Raw genomic sequence first — 17,235 nt, forward strand, 5'->3', positions numbered from 1 at the left:
AACTAAAAATAGATATAATTTTGGACTTACAGGAGAAATATTTTATGGGCGCAAGAAGTGATTTAGATTCTACTTTTGATTATGAGATAGTTGATGAGTTTTTAGAGCACTACTCCATGATGGTTGATTCTATGGATATAATGATTATAGATTTATCAAAACCAAATATGTACGAACAGAGCATTGATGAGCTTTTTCGTGTTTTTCACAATATTAAATCAGCTTCAAGCTATTTAAAAATCTCACAAATGGCAAAACTTGCAGCTTTTGTTGAAGATGCTCTTGAAAATATTAGAACAAATCACTCAAGTGCTAATGAAGAAACTATAAATTGGCTGCTTGAGATTAGCGATATGTTTAATGCATGGAAAAATGATTTAACTCTTGATAAAGAGCTAAGCCGCATAAAATTTTCTCTACTTAAATTACCTGACTTGGAAAACAATTGAAAAAATTAGTAGCATATATTACATCTGGTTATCCAGAAAAATCTTTCAGTATTGATTTAGCATTAGCACTAAGTCAAAGTGGTGTTGATACACTTGAACTTGGAGTGCCATTTTCAGACCCAGTAGCAGATGGTCCTTTGATAGAGTTGGCAAATCAGAAGGCACTTGAGTTTGGATTTAGATTTAAAGATCTTATAGAAATTTCTAAAGAAATTGCACCTAAAGTAGATACTCTATGGATGGGATATTTTAATAGTTTTTATCAACAAAATATGCAAAAGCTACTCCCTTTTGCAAAAGAGATTGGGTTAAGTGGATTTATTATCCCAGATTTACCACATGAAGAGAGCGTTGTGTTTAATGATTTATTTAATGCAAATGCACTCTCAAATATAAGCTTTGTAGCACCGACAGACACCAATGAGAGAATTGAGCAGCTAGTTAAAGATTCTAAAAAATTTATCTACATGGTCGCTTATACAGGTATAACGGGTTCAGGCAAAGCAGAAGATTTACAACCTATCTTATCAAATATAAAAAAGCATACACAAACTCCTATTTATGTAGGTTTTGGAGTAAATAAAAAAACGGCTAAAGATAAAGTAAAAGGTGCAGATGGTGTAATAGTAGGAAGTGCTTTTGTAGAGATACTTTTAGACAAAACTTTGAGCTATACAGAGAAAATAGATAACTGTAGTGAACTTGCTAAAATTTTAAAAGGTGAGATAAATAGTTGAAGTTGATTTAAAGATGCCTAAAATAGGCATTTTTCAAATAAATGGTACGCCCGACACGATTCGAACGTGTGACCGCTGGTACCGCAAACCAGTGCTCTATCCAGCTGAGCTACGAGCGCATACTACATTAAAAGAACGAAATTATATCACTCTTAACTTACATAAGAATTAATTTTGCTTTAGATTTCTAATTTTTTTGTTATCTCTTCTATTTTTTGCTCTTGAAGATATAGCTCATGATTTTTGCGTACATACGCATGAAGAAGTGACTTTAAATCGTTATTTCCATCTATATTAAAATCCTTTCTCATCTCTTTGTCTAAAAAAAAGGCGAATTGGTCGTCCACATCAACATCAAAGCGACGTCCACCTATATTTAATCCTAGTTTTTTACTCATTTCTACGCCATAATACTTTCTAGTTTGTCCACAATTGATTCTATCTCAGAATCTTTAAGTGCATTTTGTTCTATAAGTTTAGATATCTCTTGACTCTTTAACTCACCCTCTGCCCTTAATCTCACACTCTCAAGTCGAAGCGCCTCATTTTCCTCTTTTAACATCTTGTAGTGCTCTACAATTGCTGATATTTTATCATTTAATCTAATCAAAGTTGTCTGTTCGTGCATAAAAAATCCTATCTAAATTATATAAGCATAATTCTATCATAATTTATAATCTATCAATTCTCATTTAGTTTATTAAATTATCCTTATAATAAAAACAAAATGTTTGACTTGTTACAATAGGGGAGAATTACTCTTATAAATTATAAAACAGAGTATCTTTAAAAAAACAAAGGAAGTCTATGAACAGAATTGTTATAAAAGTTGGAACGGCAGTTTTAACGCAGGACAATAATATTGCCAAGGAGCGTATGCTCAATCTTGTAACATTGATTGCCAAACTAAGAGAGAGGTATGATGTAGTTTTGGTGACATCAGGAGCGGTCGCTGCTGGGTACTCCGCACTTAAATTAGATAAAAGAAAACAGATTGGAAAAAAAGCTTTAGCAGCGGCTGGTCAGCCTATTCTAATGACGGCTTATAAAAAGAAATTTGATATTTATGATATCACAACGGCACAAATTTTACTCACAGAGGATGATTTTGACTCAAGAAAAAGAACAAAAATGTTTCAAGAGATTATTGATGCTCATTTAGAAAATGGTATTTTGCCAATTGTAAATGAGAATGATATAACTTCTACCCCTGAGCAACTCTTTGGCGATAATGATCAGCTCTCTGCAAATGTTGCGCATGCTGTTGAATCAGAGTTGCTAGTTATTCTTAGTGATATTGATGGCTATTATGATAAAAATCCTCAAGAGTTCAAAGATGCTAAAATCTATAAAGTTGTAAATGAAATCCCACAAAATCTGCTAGCTGATATATCAACACCAAACAATGAGTTTGCAACTGGTGGGATAGTGACAAAACTAAAAGCTGCTGATTTTTTGATAAAAAACGGACGCAAAATGTTTTTGTGTAATGGATTCAACCTTAGCGCTGCAGAGTCGTATTTACTGGAAGGCAAACATATACTTGGAACTCTTTTTGAGCCAAAAAAGAGTTGATTATTGATAGCGCATAAATGTGCTATCAAACTTTTTACTTAGTCATAATCTTCTGAAAATTTATTTTTATGTGGAAATTTTTCTACATGTTCATACTCATCTTCATCCCATCCATCATCAAGTTCATTTTCAACGATTCTCTCGTAACCCATTCTATTTAGCTCATCATCAATTTCTTCTTTATCGATACCATTTTTTCTACTAAAATCTAGAATATAGTCAATATCTTTTCTCATTACCCCATTTAATTCTAGTATAAACTCTAAATCTTTAAACGTCATATTTGCCCTCTTAACAAATACATTTCACTTTTGTGAATCTCATTACGTAATATACGTTCCAACTCTCAATGTTCTTGCCATTAAGAGACTACTTCCCATTTTATTCAAACAAAATTATACTCATAAATAAAAAAAACTTTGCTAAAAAAAAACTTAAAAAAAGCTCCTCCTATGATTTTAGAAAATATGATATAATTTACCCAAAACATCGGATTTACGCAATGTTAAAAAAGAAAATTATTGGTACAAAAGAGATTATATCAATACCCGATTTAGAGCTTTATGATCTTGATGTAAAAATTGACACTGGAGCTGATTCAAATGCTTTGCACTGCGATGATATTTTTATAGATGAACAACAGATTGTTCATTTTAAATTGCTTGATGAAATTCATGAAGCATATCATGGCAAAAAAATATCGCTTCCTCTATATGAGATGAAAAAAGTAAAAAGTTCAAACGGCGAGGTTCAACACAGACCATCGATCAAAGTAAAAGTTGATTTTTTTGGAAAAAGTTACCTTACAGTTATATCTTTGACAAATCGCTCAGATATGAAATACCCAATGCTCATAGGAAGAAAGTTTTTAGCAAAAAGATTTTTAGTTGATGTTTCGCAAGAATATCTCACAAAACAGACAAAATAAACATAAAGAAGAGCTAGATGAGAATTTACATATTATCAAGAAACAAAGAGCTATATTCAACAAAAAGATTAGTTCAAGCAGCACAAGAGAGAGGTTGGGAAGCAAGAGTTATAGATTATTTAAAATGCAGCATTGAGATAATGAAAGATGAGTTAAAAGTCAATTATTTGGGAAAAGAGCTTCCCACTCCAGATGCAATAATCCCTAGAATTGGTGCTAGTAGAACATTTTATGGAACTGCAATGGTAAGACATTTTGAGATGATGGATGTCTTTAGTGCAACTGGCTCGCTTGCTATAAAAAGAAGCAGAGACAAGCTCAGAAGTCTTCAAATACTCTCCAAAAATGGTGTTGATATGCCAAAAACAGTTTTTGCTTCCAATAAATCAAATGCAAAAGATGTGATTGAGCTTAGCGGTGGTGCTCCACTTGTACTAAAGATACTAGAGGGCACTCAAGGGGTAGGTGTTGTTTTAGTAGATAGTGAAAAAGCTGCCAAATCTGTGCTCGATGCATTTTATGGAATGGATGTTAATCTACTTGTTCAAGAGTATATTGAAGAAGCAGGCGGAGCGGATATAAGAGTCTTTATTGTTGGTGGAAAAATAATTGGAGCGATGAAGCGACAAGGTGCGGAGGGTGATTTTAGATCAAACCTTCATCAAGGCGGAAGTGCTACTGCACACAAACTTACTAAAAAAGAGAAAGAGACAGCACTTGCAGCTGCTAAAGCTATGGGGCTTGGAATCTGTGGAGTGGATATGATTCAATCAAACAGAGGTCCACTTGTTATGGAAGTAAACTCTTCTCCTGGACTAGAGGGGATTGAGAAATCTACAAAAATTGATATTGCTGGAAAAATTATGGAGTATATTGCAAAAAACATAGACCCTAAATGCAAAATAAATCCAGAAAAAAGAAAAATTAAAAAAGATAGCATTGGAGCTTAATTGTTGTCTAATTCAAAATTTATTTTATATGGCCAAGAGATTCCCAGAGGTGTATCTCTTAGCATAAATCTTGAACTTCCAAAACTCTATAACACACCGACAAAATTGCCTATACATGTAATTAGGGGCAGAAAAAATGGTCCTACTATATTTATTAGCGCTGCGATTCATGGGGATGAGTTAAACGGCATAGAGATTATAAGACGTCTTAGAAAATTGGCGATTTTAAAAAATATACGAGGTACTATTATCCTTGTCCCTATTGTAAACATTTATGGAATTATGACTTTATCTAGATATTTGCCTGATAGAAGAGATTTAAACAGAAGCTTCCCTGGAAGTACTCATGGCTCTTTAGCAAGCAGGGTTGCTAAAATATTTTTTGATGAGATAGTAAGAAAGTGTGATTTGGGTATAGATTTGCATACTGCTTCCATACATAAATCAAACCTCCCTCAAATAAGAACAAACATAAACAACGAATACATATTTAATCTTGCTAAAGCGTTTCAAGCACCTGTAATTTTACACTCTGAACTAAGAGATGGCTCGCTGCGTGCTGTTGCACAAGATGAGGGGATTCCTATACTTTTATATGAGGCAGGAGAGGCACTAAGGTTTGATGAGAAGTGCATTAGAATCGGTGTCAATGGTATAATCAATGTGTTAAGAGAGAGCGGAATGCTAACAAAGGTGATGAAAAAAGCTGAGAAAAATCCTCCAATCGTGACTAAAAACAGCCAGTGGATACGCTCCATCGAGAGTGGCATGTTAAGAACTATCAAAGCATTAGGTGACACTGTACGACAAGATGAGATAATTGCGTTTATTGATGAAGCTTTAGGAGATAGCAGCTTTGAGTTAAGAGCGCCATTTGATGGAGTCATCATTGGAAAGTCTGAGATTCCCCTTGTACAAGAAGGTGATGCTGTTTTTCACATTGCAAAATTTAGAAATCTTGAGGTTGCAGAGGATAGAATCGAATATTTCAACGAAAATACAATTGAACTTAGTGAATTTTTTGAACTTAACAATGAAGAGATAATAGAGTAGATATGGAACTATTTTACGATATATTAAAACAACTAATAAGAATACCTAGTGTAGTAGGCTCTGAGCAACCTTTTTTTATGTTTATAAAAAGAGAGCTTGAGGAACGCGCTATAAAAGTTGAATACTATGATGGTGTTCTTGTAGCAAAAGGGGAACGTCCTCATAGTGGATATATTTCAGCTCATGCCGATAGACATGGACTTGTATGTACTGGGCATAATGAGTTTCAATATGCAGCATTTATCGCAAAAAACAAGGCAGATTTGACAGGCGATTCAAATTCAGAACAGCTTTTACACAACTTTACTGCTAGATTTGTTGCTGAGAGAGTTCAAGCATATCAGCCATACTCTGGCACTTATTTAGGGCTTGGTGCAATAAAGGACGCTTTTCTTTGTGAGAGAAGAAACAATATTATTTTTAAGATTGATGGTTTTGATTATCTAACTCCAGGTATGCCAATAGCATTTATGGACAAACTCGATATTAAAGATGATTTAATCTCCGCACAACTAGACAATGTAATAAGTGTAGCTATGATTATCTACATGTACGCCATTGGTTATCAAGGCACAGCTTTTTTCACCGCTTCTGAGGAGGCTGGGCGAAGTTGGAGATTTTTGCTAGAGTGGTTTAGACGCTTTGACATAAAAACAGATGAGCTTTTAGTTCTAGACACTAGCCCTTACCCTACGCTTGAAGAGCTTAGAAGTATAGATATAGTCCTAAGACATAGAGATTCAAATGCTGTTTTTAGATCTCCACTGAAAAACAAAATTAAAAAAATAGCTCTCAAAGAGAAGATAAACTTCAATTTTAAAGACACATACTTAAAAAATAAAATGCAAAAAAACAATGCTGTTCGCTCACTTGGAACTACTGAACTTGGAAGACTTATTTTTGCAACAAAAGGGGAGATTCAAGGCACAACACTTCAAATTCCAACAATTGGCTATCATACAGTAAATGAGACAACTACAAAAAGAGCAGTTGAGAGTATGATTAAAGTTTTGCAAAAACTATATATCTCTTAAACTTGGAGTATTTGATGAAAAAAACAGCATATTTTATAATTGGCTTGAGCCTTTTATTTTCACTCTTACATGCACAAGATTTTACATATTTTGAAAAAGAGAAAAATATATGGCTTCAGGTATATAGCAACCAGCTAAAAGCACAAGCCCTTGATAGCGATATTAAAGCGCTAGAGAGAAGCATAAAAGAGGCAGGAACTAAGAAAAAAATAGAATTAAACCAACTACTTCAACTTCAAACTAGTAAGAAAAAAATCCTCGATGAACTGCCTCAATCTTTTGATACTATGCTAGAGAAGATTACAGTTGAGAGTGTTAAAGATATAAATTTAATAGAGTATCTATTTACAAGTCAAAAAGGTAAATTTAACATACAAACTCAACGTTTAAAGATTTTAAAGCAAGAGTTCGATGATGCTGTTGCCTTTTTAACAAAAGAGTTAGCAACAACAGAGTCTCAAGAGAATAGAGATTTTTTTAAAGAGTACCAATTAAAAAAAGCCCTAGATTTTTTTGAAAATGCAAGTGGATTGCTTGAGAACAAAGAAGAGGTTTTAAAACGTACAAAACAGAGCTATATGAGCGAATTAGAGGCATACAAACAGACTCAACTTCCGATTCATATAATTAAAATTGCTATCTTATTTTTAATATTTCTACTCTTTAATCTCCTCAAGTACTTTATAACAAAAAAAATAGATAATGAGGATCGCCTCTTTAGAATAAAGCGTGTACTAAACATAACTTTTTTTCTACTTATTTTGCTTATGTTAATTATTTTCAACATAAGCAATATTGTCTATGCAGCGACACTTATCGGTGTTATTGCAGCTGCTATTACTATTAGCATGAAGGAGTATCTCCAAAGCATGGCAACTTGGTTTCACCTCTCTTTTGGAAACTCCCTAAAAGTTGGAGACAGGATTCTCATACAAACAAATAACAACCAAATCATAGGAGAGGTTATAAATATTTCACTATTTCAAGTTACCCTTTATGAGAGCATAAATAACACAACTGCCCTAGATTTAAAGCGCTCAGGAAGGACAGTTTTTATACCAAACAACTTTTTTGTAACAAACTATGTCTATAACTACACACATGACAGGATGAAAACTATCTATGACCTTTTAGAGTTTAAAATTCCTTTTACATGTGATACAAAGAGAGTAGAAGATTTGGTAACAGAGGTGACACTAGAGGCAACAGAAAAATATATGGAAATTGCTTTAAAACAGTTTTCAAGTTTACGAAAAAGATATGATATGCGCTCTCGTGAATTTAGACCTCGTATCCATTTTATTCCAGATACGAAAAGTTCATGTTTTATTTTATATATTTGGTATGCTGCTCCTTATCATCAAATAATGGAGCTAAAATCTCAACTAAGTCAAAAAATTGTAAAAAAATTACAAGAAAATGAAATCGAATTTTGCTCCAATTAGAGCACAAGGATAGAGAGTGAATATAGTTAAATTAGTAGATACACTTCACTTGGAAGATTTAAAAAACCCTATGCATCCATCTATATTTGATGAAAATGATAGCTATGACATGTTAATCATAAGATTGCCTATTATAGAAGAAAAGCTTGAGCTTATCTCTGTTGGTTTTATTATTACACACGATAATAGCTACTATTACATAAGAGAAGAGGAGATTTTTGAGGAGCTTGGAAATCGTTTTGAAGCACCTTATAAAATCTTAGATACAACTATAGATAATCTCTTAAAATCTTTTGAAACATATCGTGATTTGATTATTGACATGGAAGAAGCGCTCTATCTAAACAAAACAAAAAAATCTTTCATAAATAGGTGGCTTGAATTAAAACGTACTATTGTAAGAGTTGAGAGAGTGCTAATGCATGCATCTTCAACAATGGATAAGATGATTGAGTACTATACAGATACTAAAGATTTCCCAATAAATCACTATATGGATTTACATGAACATCTTGAGAGAACTCTTCACTCAGCAAAACTTCAACTCTCAAAGCTAGACTATCTTTATAACTTTCATAGTGCACAAACAAATGAAAAGATGAACCATCTTATCTATATTTTAACAATAATTTCTGCAATTTTTTTACCACTCAATTTGGTTGTAGGTTTTTTTGGAATGAATACAAGCGGATTGCCATTCTCTGAGGGGCTCTCTGGAACAGGTAGTGTTGGGATTTTTATGATATTTTTATCAATTTTCATGCTTGGGGTCATCTATTTTGTGAAGAAAAGAGTTTAAGGGGAGTTAAGTGTCACTAAAATAGGCCACTGTAAGACCTATTTTAGAAGGAGAAATAAAATTTTAGATATTAATAAATATCTGTACTTGGGTGGTTTGGTTTACTAACTGTAGTACCAGTCTCTTTTACATCGTAATGAACGATATTATCAGCTTGTAAAGCACCTATTGTTAATGCGATTAATAAAATGATGTTTTTCATCTTGTATCCTTTGGTAAGAACGCGTTACGCTCTAAATTTTTAAATCAGAGTAATTTTATCCGATTTAACTTTTAGCTTTCGTATCGCTTTATAACTATCTATTTATTTTAAGTTTTGATTTATTTATGTTAAAGTTCCAAAATTATTAAGGAGTCTCATGCAGTTTCATCGTGTTCATATTGAAGTAACAAATATTTGCGGTCTTGCATGTAGTTTCTGCCCTCCAAAAGCAAATCCGTCAAAAACTATGACCCTAGAGTTTTTTGAAAAAGTTCTGCAAGAGCTTACACCATATACAAAAACACTCGCTTTTCATGTTATGGGAGACCCTCTGCTTCTCTCAAATCTGCATGAGTACCTTGACATTGCCAAGAGATACAATTTTCAAGTAGAGTTGACAACAAGCGGTTACTACCTCTGTAAACACAAGCCAGAAACACTATTTCATGAAGCAGTTCGCCAACTAAATATCTCACTCAACAGTTTCAACAAGAATAGCCTAAATATCAGCTTTGAAGAGTTCATAAAACATATTTTAGATGTATGTTCACAAAAAATAGAGAACTTTCCCATACCTTTTATAAATCTTCGTCTTTGGAATCTTGATGATATTTGCTCTGAAGATACATATAACAGACTTATTTTTGAAAAACTAAACTCTTTTTTTGATATAACTATCGATAGTGAGCTGATACATAAAGAGAAGATAAAATCTCTGCGCATAGCTCCAAAAATATTACTTAACTTTGATAGCTATTTTGAGTGGCCATCACTTAACTCCACACATAACTCTCACTCTACATGCTATGGGCTTTCCTCGCATATAGGTATACTCGCAAACGGAACTGTTGTACCTTGCTGCTTAGATGGAGATGGCGTTATAAACCTTGGCAACTTGCATGAAGAGAGTCTAAAAAATATACTCACTTCAAAAAGAGCAACAGCTATAATAGATGGCTTTAAAGGGCATATTGCGGTTGAAGAGCTATGCAAAAAATGCAGCTATAAAGATAGATTTTTAAACTCCTAAATTTCTCATAAAATTACCAGCTATCAGAGTGCTTCTATTTTTGAAAAAGTCAGCTATCTCTGGAACATATATACTATCTTGAGTTTCGTAAAATAGCCTTAGCCACCCCTGAAATGCTTCTCTTGAGATACCTTTAATATCTAAATGAGGCGCAAAAGGACTACCTCTGTAAGCACTATCACCCAAAGCAATAGAAGCCCAAAAATTTGTTAAAAGCTCCAAATGAGGACGCCATTTCTCATTTTTCATATCATCTCCCAATTTTTCAATAAAAAAAGGAGCGACAACGCTGTCTTTTAAAACTTTTGAATAAAATAAAAGCACCATCTTGTTTAAATTTTCTTTTGTAACTTCACTGTTTAACATTTTTTACTCTCTTTTTATATAGCAATTAATTTTTGAATTCTATAAAACCAACCCTACTCACAACCTAAAGCTATAATTCCAGCAATGAAAAATCAGCCAAATTTCAAAGCGGATTTAACAAGAAGTATGAAAACTTTAGTTAATATATTTTTAATAAACCAAAGCAGCCTATTAAAATAGATAGAAGTGTAATATCAGTTATATGTTCATTATAATGAAGTTATATATAAAAAAGAGCATAAAAAAAGTTTGAAGAAGATAACCCAAATTTTATAGATGAAAGAAAAGAATCGTTTTTTAGCTCTTTATTTAAGTGATGCTTGGAGTGTATCAAGAAAGCTAAAATTATAAACAGCTATTTCATAGACACATCCATTATAAAGAATAGAAAAACAGCATTTAAGCTATAATTCCACTAATGAAAAATCAGCCAAATTTTAAAGTTGTATCTCCTTATCAGCCAGCAGGAGACCAGCCAGAAGCCATAAAAATACTTAGTGACTCTATCCTCAAAGGAAATCGTTATCAGGCTCTAGAGGGCGTAACTGGTAGCGGTAAAACCCACACTATGGCGCGGGTTATAGAAAATGTGAAGATGCCGACCATCATCATGACGCATAACAAAACACTCGCTGCACAGTTGTACTCGGAGTTTCGTCAATTTTTCCCAAACAATCATGTTGAGTACTTTGTCTCCTACTATGATTACTACCAGCCTGAGGCTTATATTCCGCGCCAAGATCTCTTTATAGAAAAAGACAGTGCGATAAACGATGAACTTGAGCGCCTTCGCCTCTCTTCTACTGCAAATCTGCTTAGTTATGATGATGTTATAGTTGTAGCTTCTGTATCTGCAAACTATGGTCTTGGTGACCCAGAGGAGTATGAAAATATGGTGCAATCAGTCGCAATCGGAGATGTGATTGCGCAGAAAAAACTTCTCTTACGACTTGTTGAGATGGGTTACTCGCGAAATGACAGCTATTTTGATAGTGGACATATTCGTGTAAACGGAGAGTCATTAGATATTTTTCCTCCATATTTTGAGCAAGAAGCTATTCGCATAGAGTTTTTTGGAGATGAGATAGAAGCTATCTATACTTTCGACACAATTGATAATAAAAAACTCGAAGAACATAAGCAGTTTACTATATATGCAACTTCGCAATTTAGTGTGCGTCAAGAGAAGTTGGCAGTCGCAATAAAACGCATTGAAGAGGAACTTGATGATAGACTTGCTTACTTTAAAAAAGAGGGAAAACTTGTAGAGCATCAACGACTAAAACAGAGAGTTGAGTTTGATTTAGAGATGCTTCAGACTACTGGAATGTGCAAAGGAATTGAGAACTACTCAAGACTTTTAACTGAAAAGAAAATAGGTGAAGCACCATACACTCTACTTGATTATTTTGCGCTGCACCATAAAGAGTATCTAGTTATTGTAGATGAATCACATGTATCGCTTCCGCAGTATAGAGGTATGTATGCAGGAGATCGTGCAAGAAAAGAGGTTTTAGTTGAGTATGGTTTTAGACTTCCAAGCGCACTTGATAACCGCCCTTTAATGCTTGATGAGTATATAAATAAAGCTCCGCACTATCTTTTTGTCTCAGCGACACCCTCAAAATATGAACTGGAACTCTCAGCAGTAAAAGCTGAGCAGATTATACGCCCAACTGGACTTTTAGACCCTGTTATAGAGATAAAGCCATCTACAAATCAAGTAGAAGACATACATGATGAGATAAAAAAAATCACTCTTAAAAATGAGAGGGTTTTAATCACTGTTCTTACAAAAAAGATGGCAGAAGCTCTAACCAAATATCTCGCAGATTTGGGTATAAGAGTTGAGTACATGCACTCAGATATAGATACAATTCAAAGAAATCAGATAATCCGCTCTCTTCGTCAAGGAGAATTTGATGTTCTTATTGGGATAAACCTTTTGCGTGAAGGCTTAGACCTGCCAGAGGTGAGTTTAGTAGCTATTATGGATGCCGATAAAGAGGGCTTTTTAAGAAGTGAGACATCTCTTATACAAACCATCGGCAGAGGGGCTAGAAATTCAAACGGAAGAGTTATTTTATATGCAAACAAGATAACCACCTCTATGCAAAAGGCGATTGATACAACAAATGCTAGAAGAGAGATTCAAGATAAACACAATAAAATCCATGGTATCACTCCAACTACAACTATCCGCAAGTTAGATGAAAATCTAAAAGTTGAAGAGTATGGTGATATTTACCAAAAAAATAAAAAAATGGATAAAATGCCTGCTTCAGAAAGAAAAGCAATGGTTACGCAACTCTCTTTAAAGATGAAAGAAGCAGCACGTGAGCTTAACTTTGAAGAGGCAGCACGCTTACGTGATGAAATAGCAAAAATAAAAAAATTATAAGAGAGAATGATGGAAGATACATTTAGTAATTTGGCAACTTATGGATATATAGGACTTTTTCTATATTCACTAGGTGGTGGTTTTGTGGCAATTATAGCTGCTGGAGTTATGTCTTTTATGGGAAAGATGGATTTATCTCTCTCTATAACAATAGCATTTATTGCTAATGCGCTTGGAGATTTTTTACTATTTTATATGGCAAGGTACCAAAAAAGCATGATGATGGAAGGGCTTAGAAAACATAGAAGAAAATTGGCTCTTGCACATATTATGATGAAAAAAAATGGCTCATGGATTATTTTAATTCAAAAGTTTGTTTATGGCATAAAAACACTTATCCCAATAGCTATTGGACTTACAAAATATGATTTTAAAAGATTTGCAATTTTAAATATTTTAAGTGCTGGAGTTTGGGCTCTGATTTTTGGCTTAGGAAGTTATTACTCTGGTGGATTTTTAATGAGCATTGCCGAAGCAATAACACAAAAACCGTGGATAGCACCTATAATACTTGTTGTCTTTGGCGGAGCTTTATGGCTATATTTGACACAAGCTACCAAAAGAAAAATTAAAAAATAAGAAGATAGAGAATTTAGCTCTCTATCTTTGGTCCTGCTTCTGAGTAGTCAAACTCACTATTTTCAACTTGATATTTTTTAAAATTCTCATTAAACATATTTGCCAACATATCTGTTGTCTTATCAAAGGCTTCTTTATCACTCCAAGCATTGCGAGGATTTAAAATTTCTGGGTTTATGTTTCCAAGAGTTTTTGGAACTTGTAGCTTAAATGTTTTAGTTGTATCAAACTCACTCTCTTTAATGCTGCCATCTAAAATAGCGTTAATACAAGCACGTGTATCTTTTATACTCATTCTCGTTCCAACACCGTAAGCTCCGCCTGTCCAGCCAGTATTTACAAGATATACATGTACGTCATGCTTATCTATCTTCTCGCCTAGCAGCTTGGCATACACCGTTGGATGTAGTGGCAGGAATGCTTCTCCAAAACATGAGCTAAATGTAGCAACTGGCTTAGTTATTCCACGCTCTGTTCCAGCAACTTTAGCAGTATATCCACTTAAGAAGTAGTACATTGCTTGTTCACGAGTCAGTTTTGAAACTGGAGGCAAAATACCAAAAGCATCTGCACTTAAAAATATGATATTTTCAGGATGTCCAGCACTTAGAGATGTTTCATGATTTTTTATATGCTCTATTGGATAAGATACGCGAGTATTTTCTGTTTTGCTTCCATCATTGTAATCAACCTCTCCTTTATCGTTTACAACAACATTTTCAAGAAGAGCGCCAGATTTTATAGCATTAAAAATTTCAGGTTCGTTATTTCCATCTAGGTTTATAACTTTTGCATAACATCCACCCTCAAAATTAAACACTCCATTGTCATCCCAGCCATGCTCATCATCTCCGATAAGTCTTCTATAGGGATCTGTTGAGAGAGTAGTTTTACCTGTTCCGCTAAGCCCAAAGAAAAGAGCTGTGTCGCCTTTTTCTCCCACATTTGCAGAGCAGTGCATAGAGAGCTTATTTTGTAGTGGCAGCCAGTAGTTCATCATTGAAAAAATTCCTTTTTTCAACTCACCACCATACCAAGTTCCACCAATCACTGATAGATTGTTTTCGATATCAAAAAGAACAAAGACTTCAGAGTTTAGCCCATGTTCTCTCCATTTATCGTTTACAGCCTTACAAGCGTTTAAAACTGTAAACTGCGGCTTAAACTCTTTTAGCTCAAGCTCTGTTGGTCGAATAAACATATTTTTTACAAAGTGTGCCTGCCAAGCTATTTCAGTCACAAAACGGATTGAGTGTTTTGAATCAACACTAGCACCACTGTAAACATCTGTAACATATAAATCTTTTGCTGAGAGCTGCTCTCTTGCAACCTCTAAGAGCTCTTTAAAAATTTCTTCACTTACTTTTTGATTAACATCGCCCCAAGCGATATATCTGTTTGAAGGATCTCTATCTACAATATATTTATCTTTTGGGCTGCGTCCTGTAAAGACTCCAGTATCTACTGCTGTAGCACCACTTGTAGTAAGAATACACTCTTTATTTTCAATTTCATGTTTTATTAATTCATCATAGCCAAGGTTATGATAAACCTTTCCAACATTCTTTAAGCCTATCTCTTCTAACTCGGTTAAGTTCATAACTTGCCTTATTGTACTTTTTAAATATGGACGAAATTATACACTTAATATACCTAAATTCAAAGTAAATATCAGGGTCGTTATATAATTTTTAGTAACTTTTCAAATGTCAAAGTTTATAAAAATTAGTTTAAGTATCTTTTGATAAAATTCCAATATTGCTCGCATAACTCAGTTGGTAGAGTGTTACCTCGACAAGGTAAAAGTCACTGGTTCGAGTCCAGTTGTGAGCACCATTATCTAGTTTGTACTAGTTCCTACAAGTCCACAAAATCCACATAAAATAGGCTCTCAACACTCTATATAAGTCTATGATTGTCCGCTATAGTCTATGTAAAACTAAATCTTTTTACAGTATAATAAACAGTACATTTATATTTTCAATTAAGGAAGTATACTGTTATGGCAAAAAAAACTAAACCATTGAGCGATTTAGAAATAAAAAGAATTAAATATATAGATAAAGAGTTCAAGCTATATGACGGCAATAACTTATATGTAGTTATCCACAAAAACGGTAGTAAATATTTTCGTCTTGATTATAAATTTAATGACAAAAGAAGAACTTTAGGAATAGGTGTTTATCCATCAATATCCATCAAAATAAAGGGGTGTCAGTCGCCACCTTTTTGAAACCTGACACTCTCCAAAGCCCTACTTCTTAAAAAACAACGGAAGACAAAGATTCCTCACTCCAAAAGAGAGTAAAAGACTCATATTTTCAAATTCATTTGGTGAAATATGACCCAAATAACTATGCCTTCTTTTTGAATTGTAGAACATCTCTATATATTCAAATATTTTAGAAGCTGCGACCTCTCTTGTTAAAAATATCTGTTTTCTTACAAGCTCTTTTTTTAAACTCTTAAAGAAGTTGTGCACTATTTTTTTGATGCTATTATGGAAATAGATGTTATAAATAAAAATAGCATTAAAGGGAACTGCAACATCCATAGAGGTTCAGCAACAGATCCAACGGCTATGACTACAAATCCCAATACACTTATCTCTTTTAGCTCCCTATCTTCAATACGAAGAGTAAAAAACTTATAAAACAGCAAAAACATCAAAGTAAGCCCGATAAAACCGCCTTGTACTGCTACCATTAAGTACTGGTTATGGAAGTGCTGAGTAGTCATAAACTCTTTTGTCTCATCACTTAATCCAAACTCTTTTTTACCTAAAATTTCTTTTGTAGATACTTTATAGTCGCCTATCCCATTGCCAAGAAGAGAGTGTTCTTTTAAAACTTCACCTGCAACCAGCCAAAATGCAACTCTTATACCAAAGGAGTTATTGTAATTTTGCACAGCAATGTTTTGTACATCTTTTACACCAGCATCAACTCTTTGTTTAAAGAGTTCCAAACTATTATATGCAAGTAAAAAAATAACTGTTATTGAAAAAAAGCTCATAACTACAGATTTAACTGTTATTCTATATTTTAAAAATATCAAGACTATTAATGCTACAAAAAATGCAAGCTGCCCTGCTCTGCCAGTTGAAAACATCAAGTTTGTTGTACTCAAGAGAAAGAACAACATGTAGGGAAGTTTTTCTTTTAGTAAAAGCTTTTTACAGAACACTCTGCTTAAGAGTAAAATAGCTGTAAATGCCAAATAGATGCTGTAATGTATATGTGTCATAAATGGCGTTGGGTATGATGAATCCCTCTCATTTATGTTCCAAAAATCAAAAAACATACCATAAGCCAATATCTCACTTACAAACATTCCGAGCAAAAATGCGCTTAGCATACTCCAAATCCACTCTTTTTGTACCAAAACTACTAAAGGGGGTAAAAGAAGTATCCAATAACCATAGAGTCTTATCTGATTTATGCCCTCTTTAATATCCTCACTCCAAAGAAGAGTTGCAAATATGTAGAGCAAAAAAATAGCTATATATGTAAAAATGGCGCTGCTCTTTAAAGTTTCAAATGTATTTTTATAATCTCTTTTATAAAGTAAAAGCAAGAAAAACAGAAGTAAGAAAAAACTGCTAGCACTCCTAGATAGGGGCAGTAAAAAAGCAAAAAGTAGAGCAGAGTAGTAAAGTACATCTTGAAAATCTACTCTTTTGCTCAT

At 33.6% G+C, this 17,235-nt stretch carries 21 protein-coding genes and 2 tRNA genes; 14 read left to right on the plus strand and 9 right to left on the minus strand.

Annotated features, from left to right (window positions below; genetic code table 11):
• The first annotated feature begins 44 nt into the window (after window positions 1-44).
• Window positions 45-449, plus strand: a complete 405-nt coding sequence (locus SUDEN_RS08745; RefSeq protein ID WP_011373298.1) for an Hpt domain-containing protein — start codon at window positions 45-47, stop codon at window positions 447-449.
• Entirely contained in the window at window positions 446-1,186 is a 741-nt protein-coding gene (gene trpA / locus SUDEN_RS08750) for a tryptophan synthase subunit alpha (RefSeq protein ID WP_011373299.1), read from the plus strand. Before SUDEN_RS08745 ends, trpA begins: the two co-directional genes overlap by 4 nt.
• Window positions 1,187-1,228: 42 nt before the next feature.
• Here trpA and SUDEN_RS08755 read toward each other — a convergent pair.
• The 3 genes from SUDEN_RS08755 to SUDEN_RS08765 all read right to left on the minus strand — a co-directional run bounded on the left by SUDEN_RS08755 (window position 1,229) and on the right by SUDEN_RS08765 (window position 1,814).
• Window positions 1,229-1,305, minus strand: a tRNA-Arg gene (locus tag SUDEN_RS08755).
• 60 nt (window positions 1,306-1,365) lie between these two features.
• A complete protein-coding gene (locus SUDEN_RS08760; RefSeq protein WP_011373300.1) occupies window positions 1,366-1,584 on the minus strand; it encodes a hypothetical protein in 219 nt (72 codons plus the stop codon).
• Window positions 1,585-1,586: 2 nt separating this feature from the next.
• Window positions 1,587-1,814: a hypothetical protein gene (locus SUDEN_RS08765; RefSeq protein ID WP_011373301.1), complete on the minus strand. Its 228-nt coding sequence runs from the start codon at window positions 1,812-1,814 to the stop codon at window positions 1,587-1,589.
• Window positions 1,815-1,993: 179 nt separating this feature from the next.
• Here SUDEN_RS08765 and proB point away from each other — a divergent pair, with 179 nt between their 5' ends.
• Window positions 1,994-2,761: a glutamate 5-kinase gene (gene proB / locus SUDEN_RS08770; RefSeq protein WP_011373302.1), complete on the plus strand. Its 768-nt coding sequence runs from the start codon at window positions 1,994-1,996 to the stop codon at window positions 2,759-2,761.
• A gap of 38 nt (window positions 2,762-2,799) precedes the next feature.
• Here proB and SUDEN_RS08775 read toward each other — a convergent pair whose 3' ends face one another.
• Window positions 2,800-3,042 (minus strand): hypothetical protein, encoded by a 243-nt coding sequence (locus SUDEN_RS08775; RefSeq protein ID WP_011373303.1) that lies wholly within the window; start codon window positions 3,040-3,042, stop codon window positions 2,800-2,802.
• Between the two features lie 221 nt (window positions 3,043-3,263).
• Between SUDEN_RS08775 and SUDEN_RS08780 the strand changes: the two genes are divergently transcribed.
• Genes SUDEN_RS08780 through SUDEN_RS08805 form a run of 6 tightly spaced genes read left to right on the plus strand, consistent with a single transcriptional unit; the run spans window position 3,264 to window position 8,970 of the window.
• Window positions 3,264-3,689, plus strand: a complete 426-nt coding sequence (locus SUDEN_RS08780; RefSeq protein WP_011373304.1) for an ATP-dependent zinc protease family protein — start codon at window positions 3,264-3,266, stop codon at window positions 3,687-3,689.
• 17 nt (window positions 3,690-3,706) lie between these two features.
• Entirely contained in the window at window positions 3,707-4,639 is a 933-nt protein-coding gene (gene rimK, locus SUDEN_RS08785) for a 30S ribosomal protein S6--L-glutamate ligase (protein WP_011373305.1), read from the plus strand.
• A gap of 3 nt (window positions 4,640-4,642) precedes the next feature.
• Window positions 4,643-5,692: a succinylglutamate desuccinylase/aspartoacylase family protein gene (locus SUDEN_RS08790; RefSeq protein ID WP_188085134.1), complete on the plus strand. Its 1,050-nt coding sequence runs from the start codon at window positions 4,643-4,645 to the stop codon at window positions 5,690-5,692.
• A gap of 2 nt (window positions 5,693-5,694) precedes the next feature.
• Window positions 5,695-6,726, plus strand: coding sequence for a peptidase M42 (locus SUDEN_RS08795; RefSeq protein WP_011373307.1), 1,032 nt, complete (start codon window positions 5,695-5,697; stop codon window positions 6,724-6,726).
• 14 nt (window positions 6,727-6,740) lie between these two features.
• On the plus strand, window positions 6,741-8,171 hold the full coding sequence (locus SUDEN_RS08800; RefSeq protein WP_011373308.1) for a mechanosensitive ion channel family protein: 1,431 nt from the start codon (window positions 6,741-6,743) through the stop codon (window positions 8,169-8,171).
• Window positions 8,172-8,187: 16 nt separating this feature from the next.
• Entirely contained in the window at window positions 8,188-8,970 is a 783-nt protein-coding gene (locus tag SUDEN_RS08805; protein ID WP_011373309.1) for a magnesium transporter CorA family protein, read from the plus strand.
• Window positions 8,971-9,040: 70 nt separating this feature from the next.
• On the opposite strand, the gene SUDEN_RS11595 is transcribed toward SUDEN_RS08805, so the two are convergent.
• Window positions 9,041-9,172 carry a hypothetical protein gene (locus SUDEN_RS11595; protein WP_274378247.1) on the minus strand — a complete coding sequence of 44 codons (132 nt, stop codon included), beginning with the start codon at window positions 9,170-9,172 and terminating at the stop codon, window positions 9,041-9,043.
• 157 nt (window positions 9,173-9,329) lie between these two features.
• Between SUDEN_RS11595 and SUDEN_RS08810 the strand changes: the two genes are divergently transcribed.
• Window positions 9,330-10,202: a radical SAM/SPASM domain-containing protein gene (locus tag SUDEN_RS08810; RefSeq protein WP_011373310.1), complete on the plus strand. Its 873-nt coding sequence runs from the start codon at window positions 9,330-9,332 to the stop codon at window positions 10,200-10,202.
• Here SUDEN_RS08810 and SUDEN_RS08815 read toward each other — a convergent pair.
• A complete protein-coding gene (locus SUDEN_RS08815; protein ID WP_011373311.1) occupies window positions 10,191-10,568 on the minus strand; it encodes a group III truncated hemoglobin in 378 nt (125 codons plus the stop codon). The two genes, SUDEN_RS08810 and SUDEN_RS08815, sit on opposite strands and share 12 nt — an antisense overlap.
• A 418-nt stretch (window positions 10,569-10,986) precedes the next feature.
• Here SUDEN_RS08815 and uvrB point away from each other — a divergent pair, with 418 nt between their 5' ends.
• Window positions 10,987-12,969: an excinuclease ABC subunit UvrB gene (gene uvrB, locus SUDEN_RS08820; RefSeq protein WP_011373312.1), complete on the plus strand. Its 1,983-nt coding sequence runs from the start codon at window positions 10,987-10,989 to the stop codon at window positions 12,967-12,969.
• Window positions 12,970-12,978: 9 nt separating this feature from the next.
• Window positions 12,979-13,548, plus strand: a complete 570-nt coding sequence (locus tag SUDEN_RS08825; protein ID WP_041672299.1) for a DedA family protein — start codon at window positions 12,979-12,981, stop codon at window positions 13,546-13,548.
• A 13-nt stretch (window positions 13,549-13,561) separates the two neighbouring features.
• Here the strand turns inward: SUDEN_RS08825 and pckA are convergent, their stop codons facing one another.
• Window positions 13,562-15,148: a phosphoenolpyruvate carboxykinase (ATP) gene (pckA, locus tag SUDEN_RS08830; RefSeq protein WP_011373314.1), complete on the minus strand. Its 1,587-nt coding sequence runs from the start codon at window positions 15,146-15,148 to the stop codon at window positions 13,562-13,564.
• A gap of 160 nt (window positions 15,149-15,308) precedes the next feature.
• Here pckA and SUDEN_RS08835 point away from each other — a divergent pair.
• A tRNA-Val gene (locus SUDEN_RS08835) sits at window positions 15,309-15,384 on the plus strand.
• A gap of 166 nt (window positions 15,385-15,550) precedes the next feature.
• Entirely contained in the window at window positions 15,551-15,781 is a 231-nt protein-coding gene (locus SUDEN_RS08840; RefSeq protein WP_041672301.1) for an Arm DNA-binding domain-containing protein, read from the plus strand.
• Between the two features lie 21 nt (window positions 15,782-15,802).
• On the opposite strand, the gene SUDEN_RS11635 is transcribed toward SUDEN_RS08840, so the two are convergent.
• The gene (locus SUDEN_RS11635; protein WP_083756768.1) at window positions 15,803-16,102 is read right to left on the minus strand and encodes an IS3 family transposase; all 300 of its coding nucleotides are present in this window, start codon (window positions 16,100-16,102) and stop codon (window positions 15,803-15,805) included.
• Window positions 16,030-17,235: an O-antigen ligase family protein gene (locus SUDEN_RS08850; RefSeq protein WP_011373316.1), complete on the minus strand. Its 1,206-nt coding sequence runs from the start codon at window positions 17,233-17,235 to the stop codon at window positions 16,030-16,032. Before SUDEN_RS08850 ends, SUDEN_RS11635 begins: the two co-directional genes overlap by 73 nt.

It is taken from the genome of Sulfurimonas denitrificans DSM 1251 (genome assembly GCF_000012965.1).
Lineage (GTDB): Bacteria > Campylobacterota > Campylobacteria > Campylobacterales > Sulfurimonadaceae > Sulfurimonas > Sulfurimonas denitrificans.

Bases quoted from the DNA above. Each gene is read 5' to 3' on its own strand.
- SUDEN_RS08745 (WP_011373298.1), top strand. From the start codon at position 45: ATGGGCGCAAGAAGTGATTTAGATTCTACTTTTGATTATGAGATAGTT.
- SUDEN_RS08760 (WP_011373300.1), bottom strand. From the start codon at position 1,584: ATGAGTAAAAAACTAGGATTAAATATAGGTGGACGTCGCTTTGATGTT.
- SUDEN_RS08765 (WP_011373301.1), bottom strand. From the start codon at position 1,814: ATGCACGAACAGACAACTTTGATTAGATTAAATGATAAAATATCAGCA.
- proB (WP_011373302.1), top strand. From the start codon at position 1,994: ATGAACAGAATTGTTATAAAAGTTGGAACGGCAGTTTTAACGCAGGAC.
- SUDEN_RS08775 (WP_011373303.1), bottom strand. From the start codon at position 3,042: ATGACGTTTAAAGATTTAGAGTTTATACTAGAATTAAATGGGGTAATG.
- SUDEN_RS08780 (WP_011373304.1), top strand. From the start codon at position 3,264: ATGTTAAAAAAGAAAATTATTGGTACAAAAGAGATTATATCAATACCC.
- rimK (WP_011373305.1), top strand. From the start codon at position 3,707: ATGAGAATTTACATATTATCAAGAAACAAAGAGCTATATTCAACAAAA.
- SUDEN_RS08795 (WP_011373307.1), top strand. From the start codon at position 5,695: ATGGAACTATTTTACGATATATTAAAACAACTAATAAGAATACCTAGT.
- SUDEN_RS08800 (WP_011373308.1), top strand. From the start codon at position 6,741: ATGAAAAAAACAGCATATTTTATAATTGGCTTGAGCCTTTTATTTTCA.
- SUDEN_RS11595 (WP_274378247.1), bottom strand. From the start codon at position 9,172: ATGAAAAACATCATTTTATTAATCGCATTAACAATAGGTGCTTTACAA.
- SUDEN_RS08810 (WP_011373310.1), top strand. From the start codon at position 9,330: ATGCAGTTTCATCGTGTTCATATTGAAGTAACAAATATTTGCGGTCTT.
- SUDEN_RS08815 (WP_011373311.1), bottom strand. From the start codon at position 10,568: ATGTTAAACAGTGAAGTTACAAAAGAAAATTTAAACAAGATGGTGCTT.
- uvrB (WP_011373312.1), top strand. From the start codon at position 10,987: ATGAAAAATCAGCCAAATTTTAAAGTTGTATCTCCTTATCAGCCAGCA.
- SUDEN_RS08825 (WP_041672299.1), top strand. From the start codon at position 12,979: ATGGAAGATACATTTAGTAATTTGGCAACTTATGGATATATAGGACTT.
- pckA (WP_011373314.1), bottom strand. From the start codon at position 15,148: ATGAACTTAACCGAGTTAGAAGAGATAGGCTTAAAGAATGTTGGAAAG.
- SUDEN_RS08840 (WP_041672301.1), top strand. From the start codon at position 15,551: ATGGCAAAAAAAACTAAACCATTGAGCGATTTAGAAATAAAAAGAATT.
- SUDEN_RS11635 (WP_083756768.1), bottom strand. From the start codon at position 16,102: ATGGATGTTGCAGTTCCCTTTAATGCTATTTTTATTTATAACATCTAT.
- SUDEN_RS08850 (WP_011373316.1), bottom strand. From the start codon at position 17,235: ATGAGCAAAAGAGTAGATTTTCAAGATGTACTTTACTACTCTGCTCTA.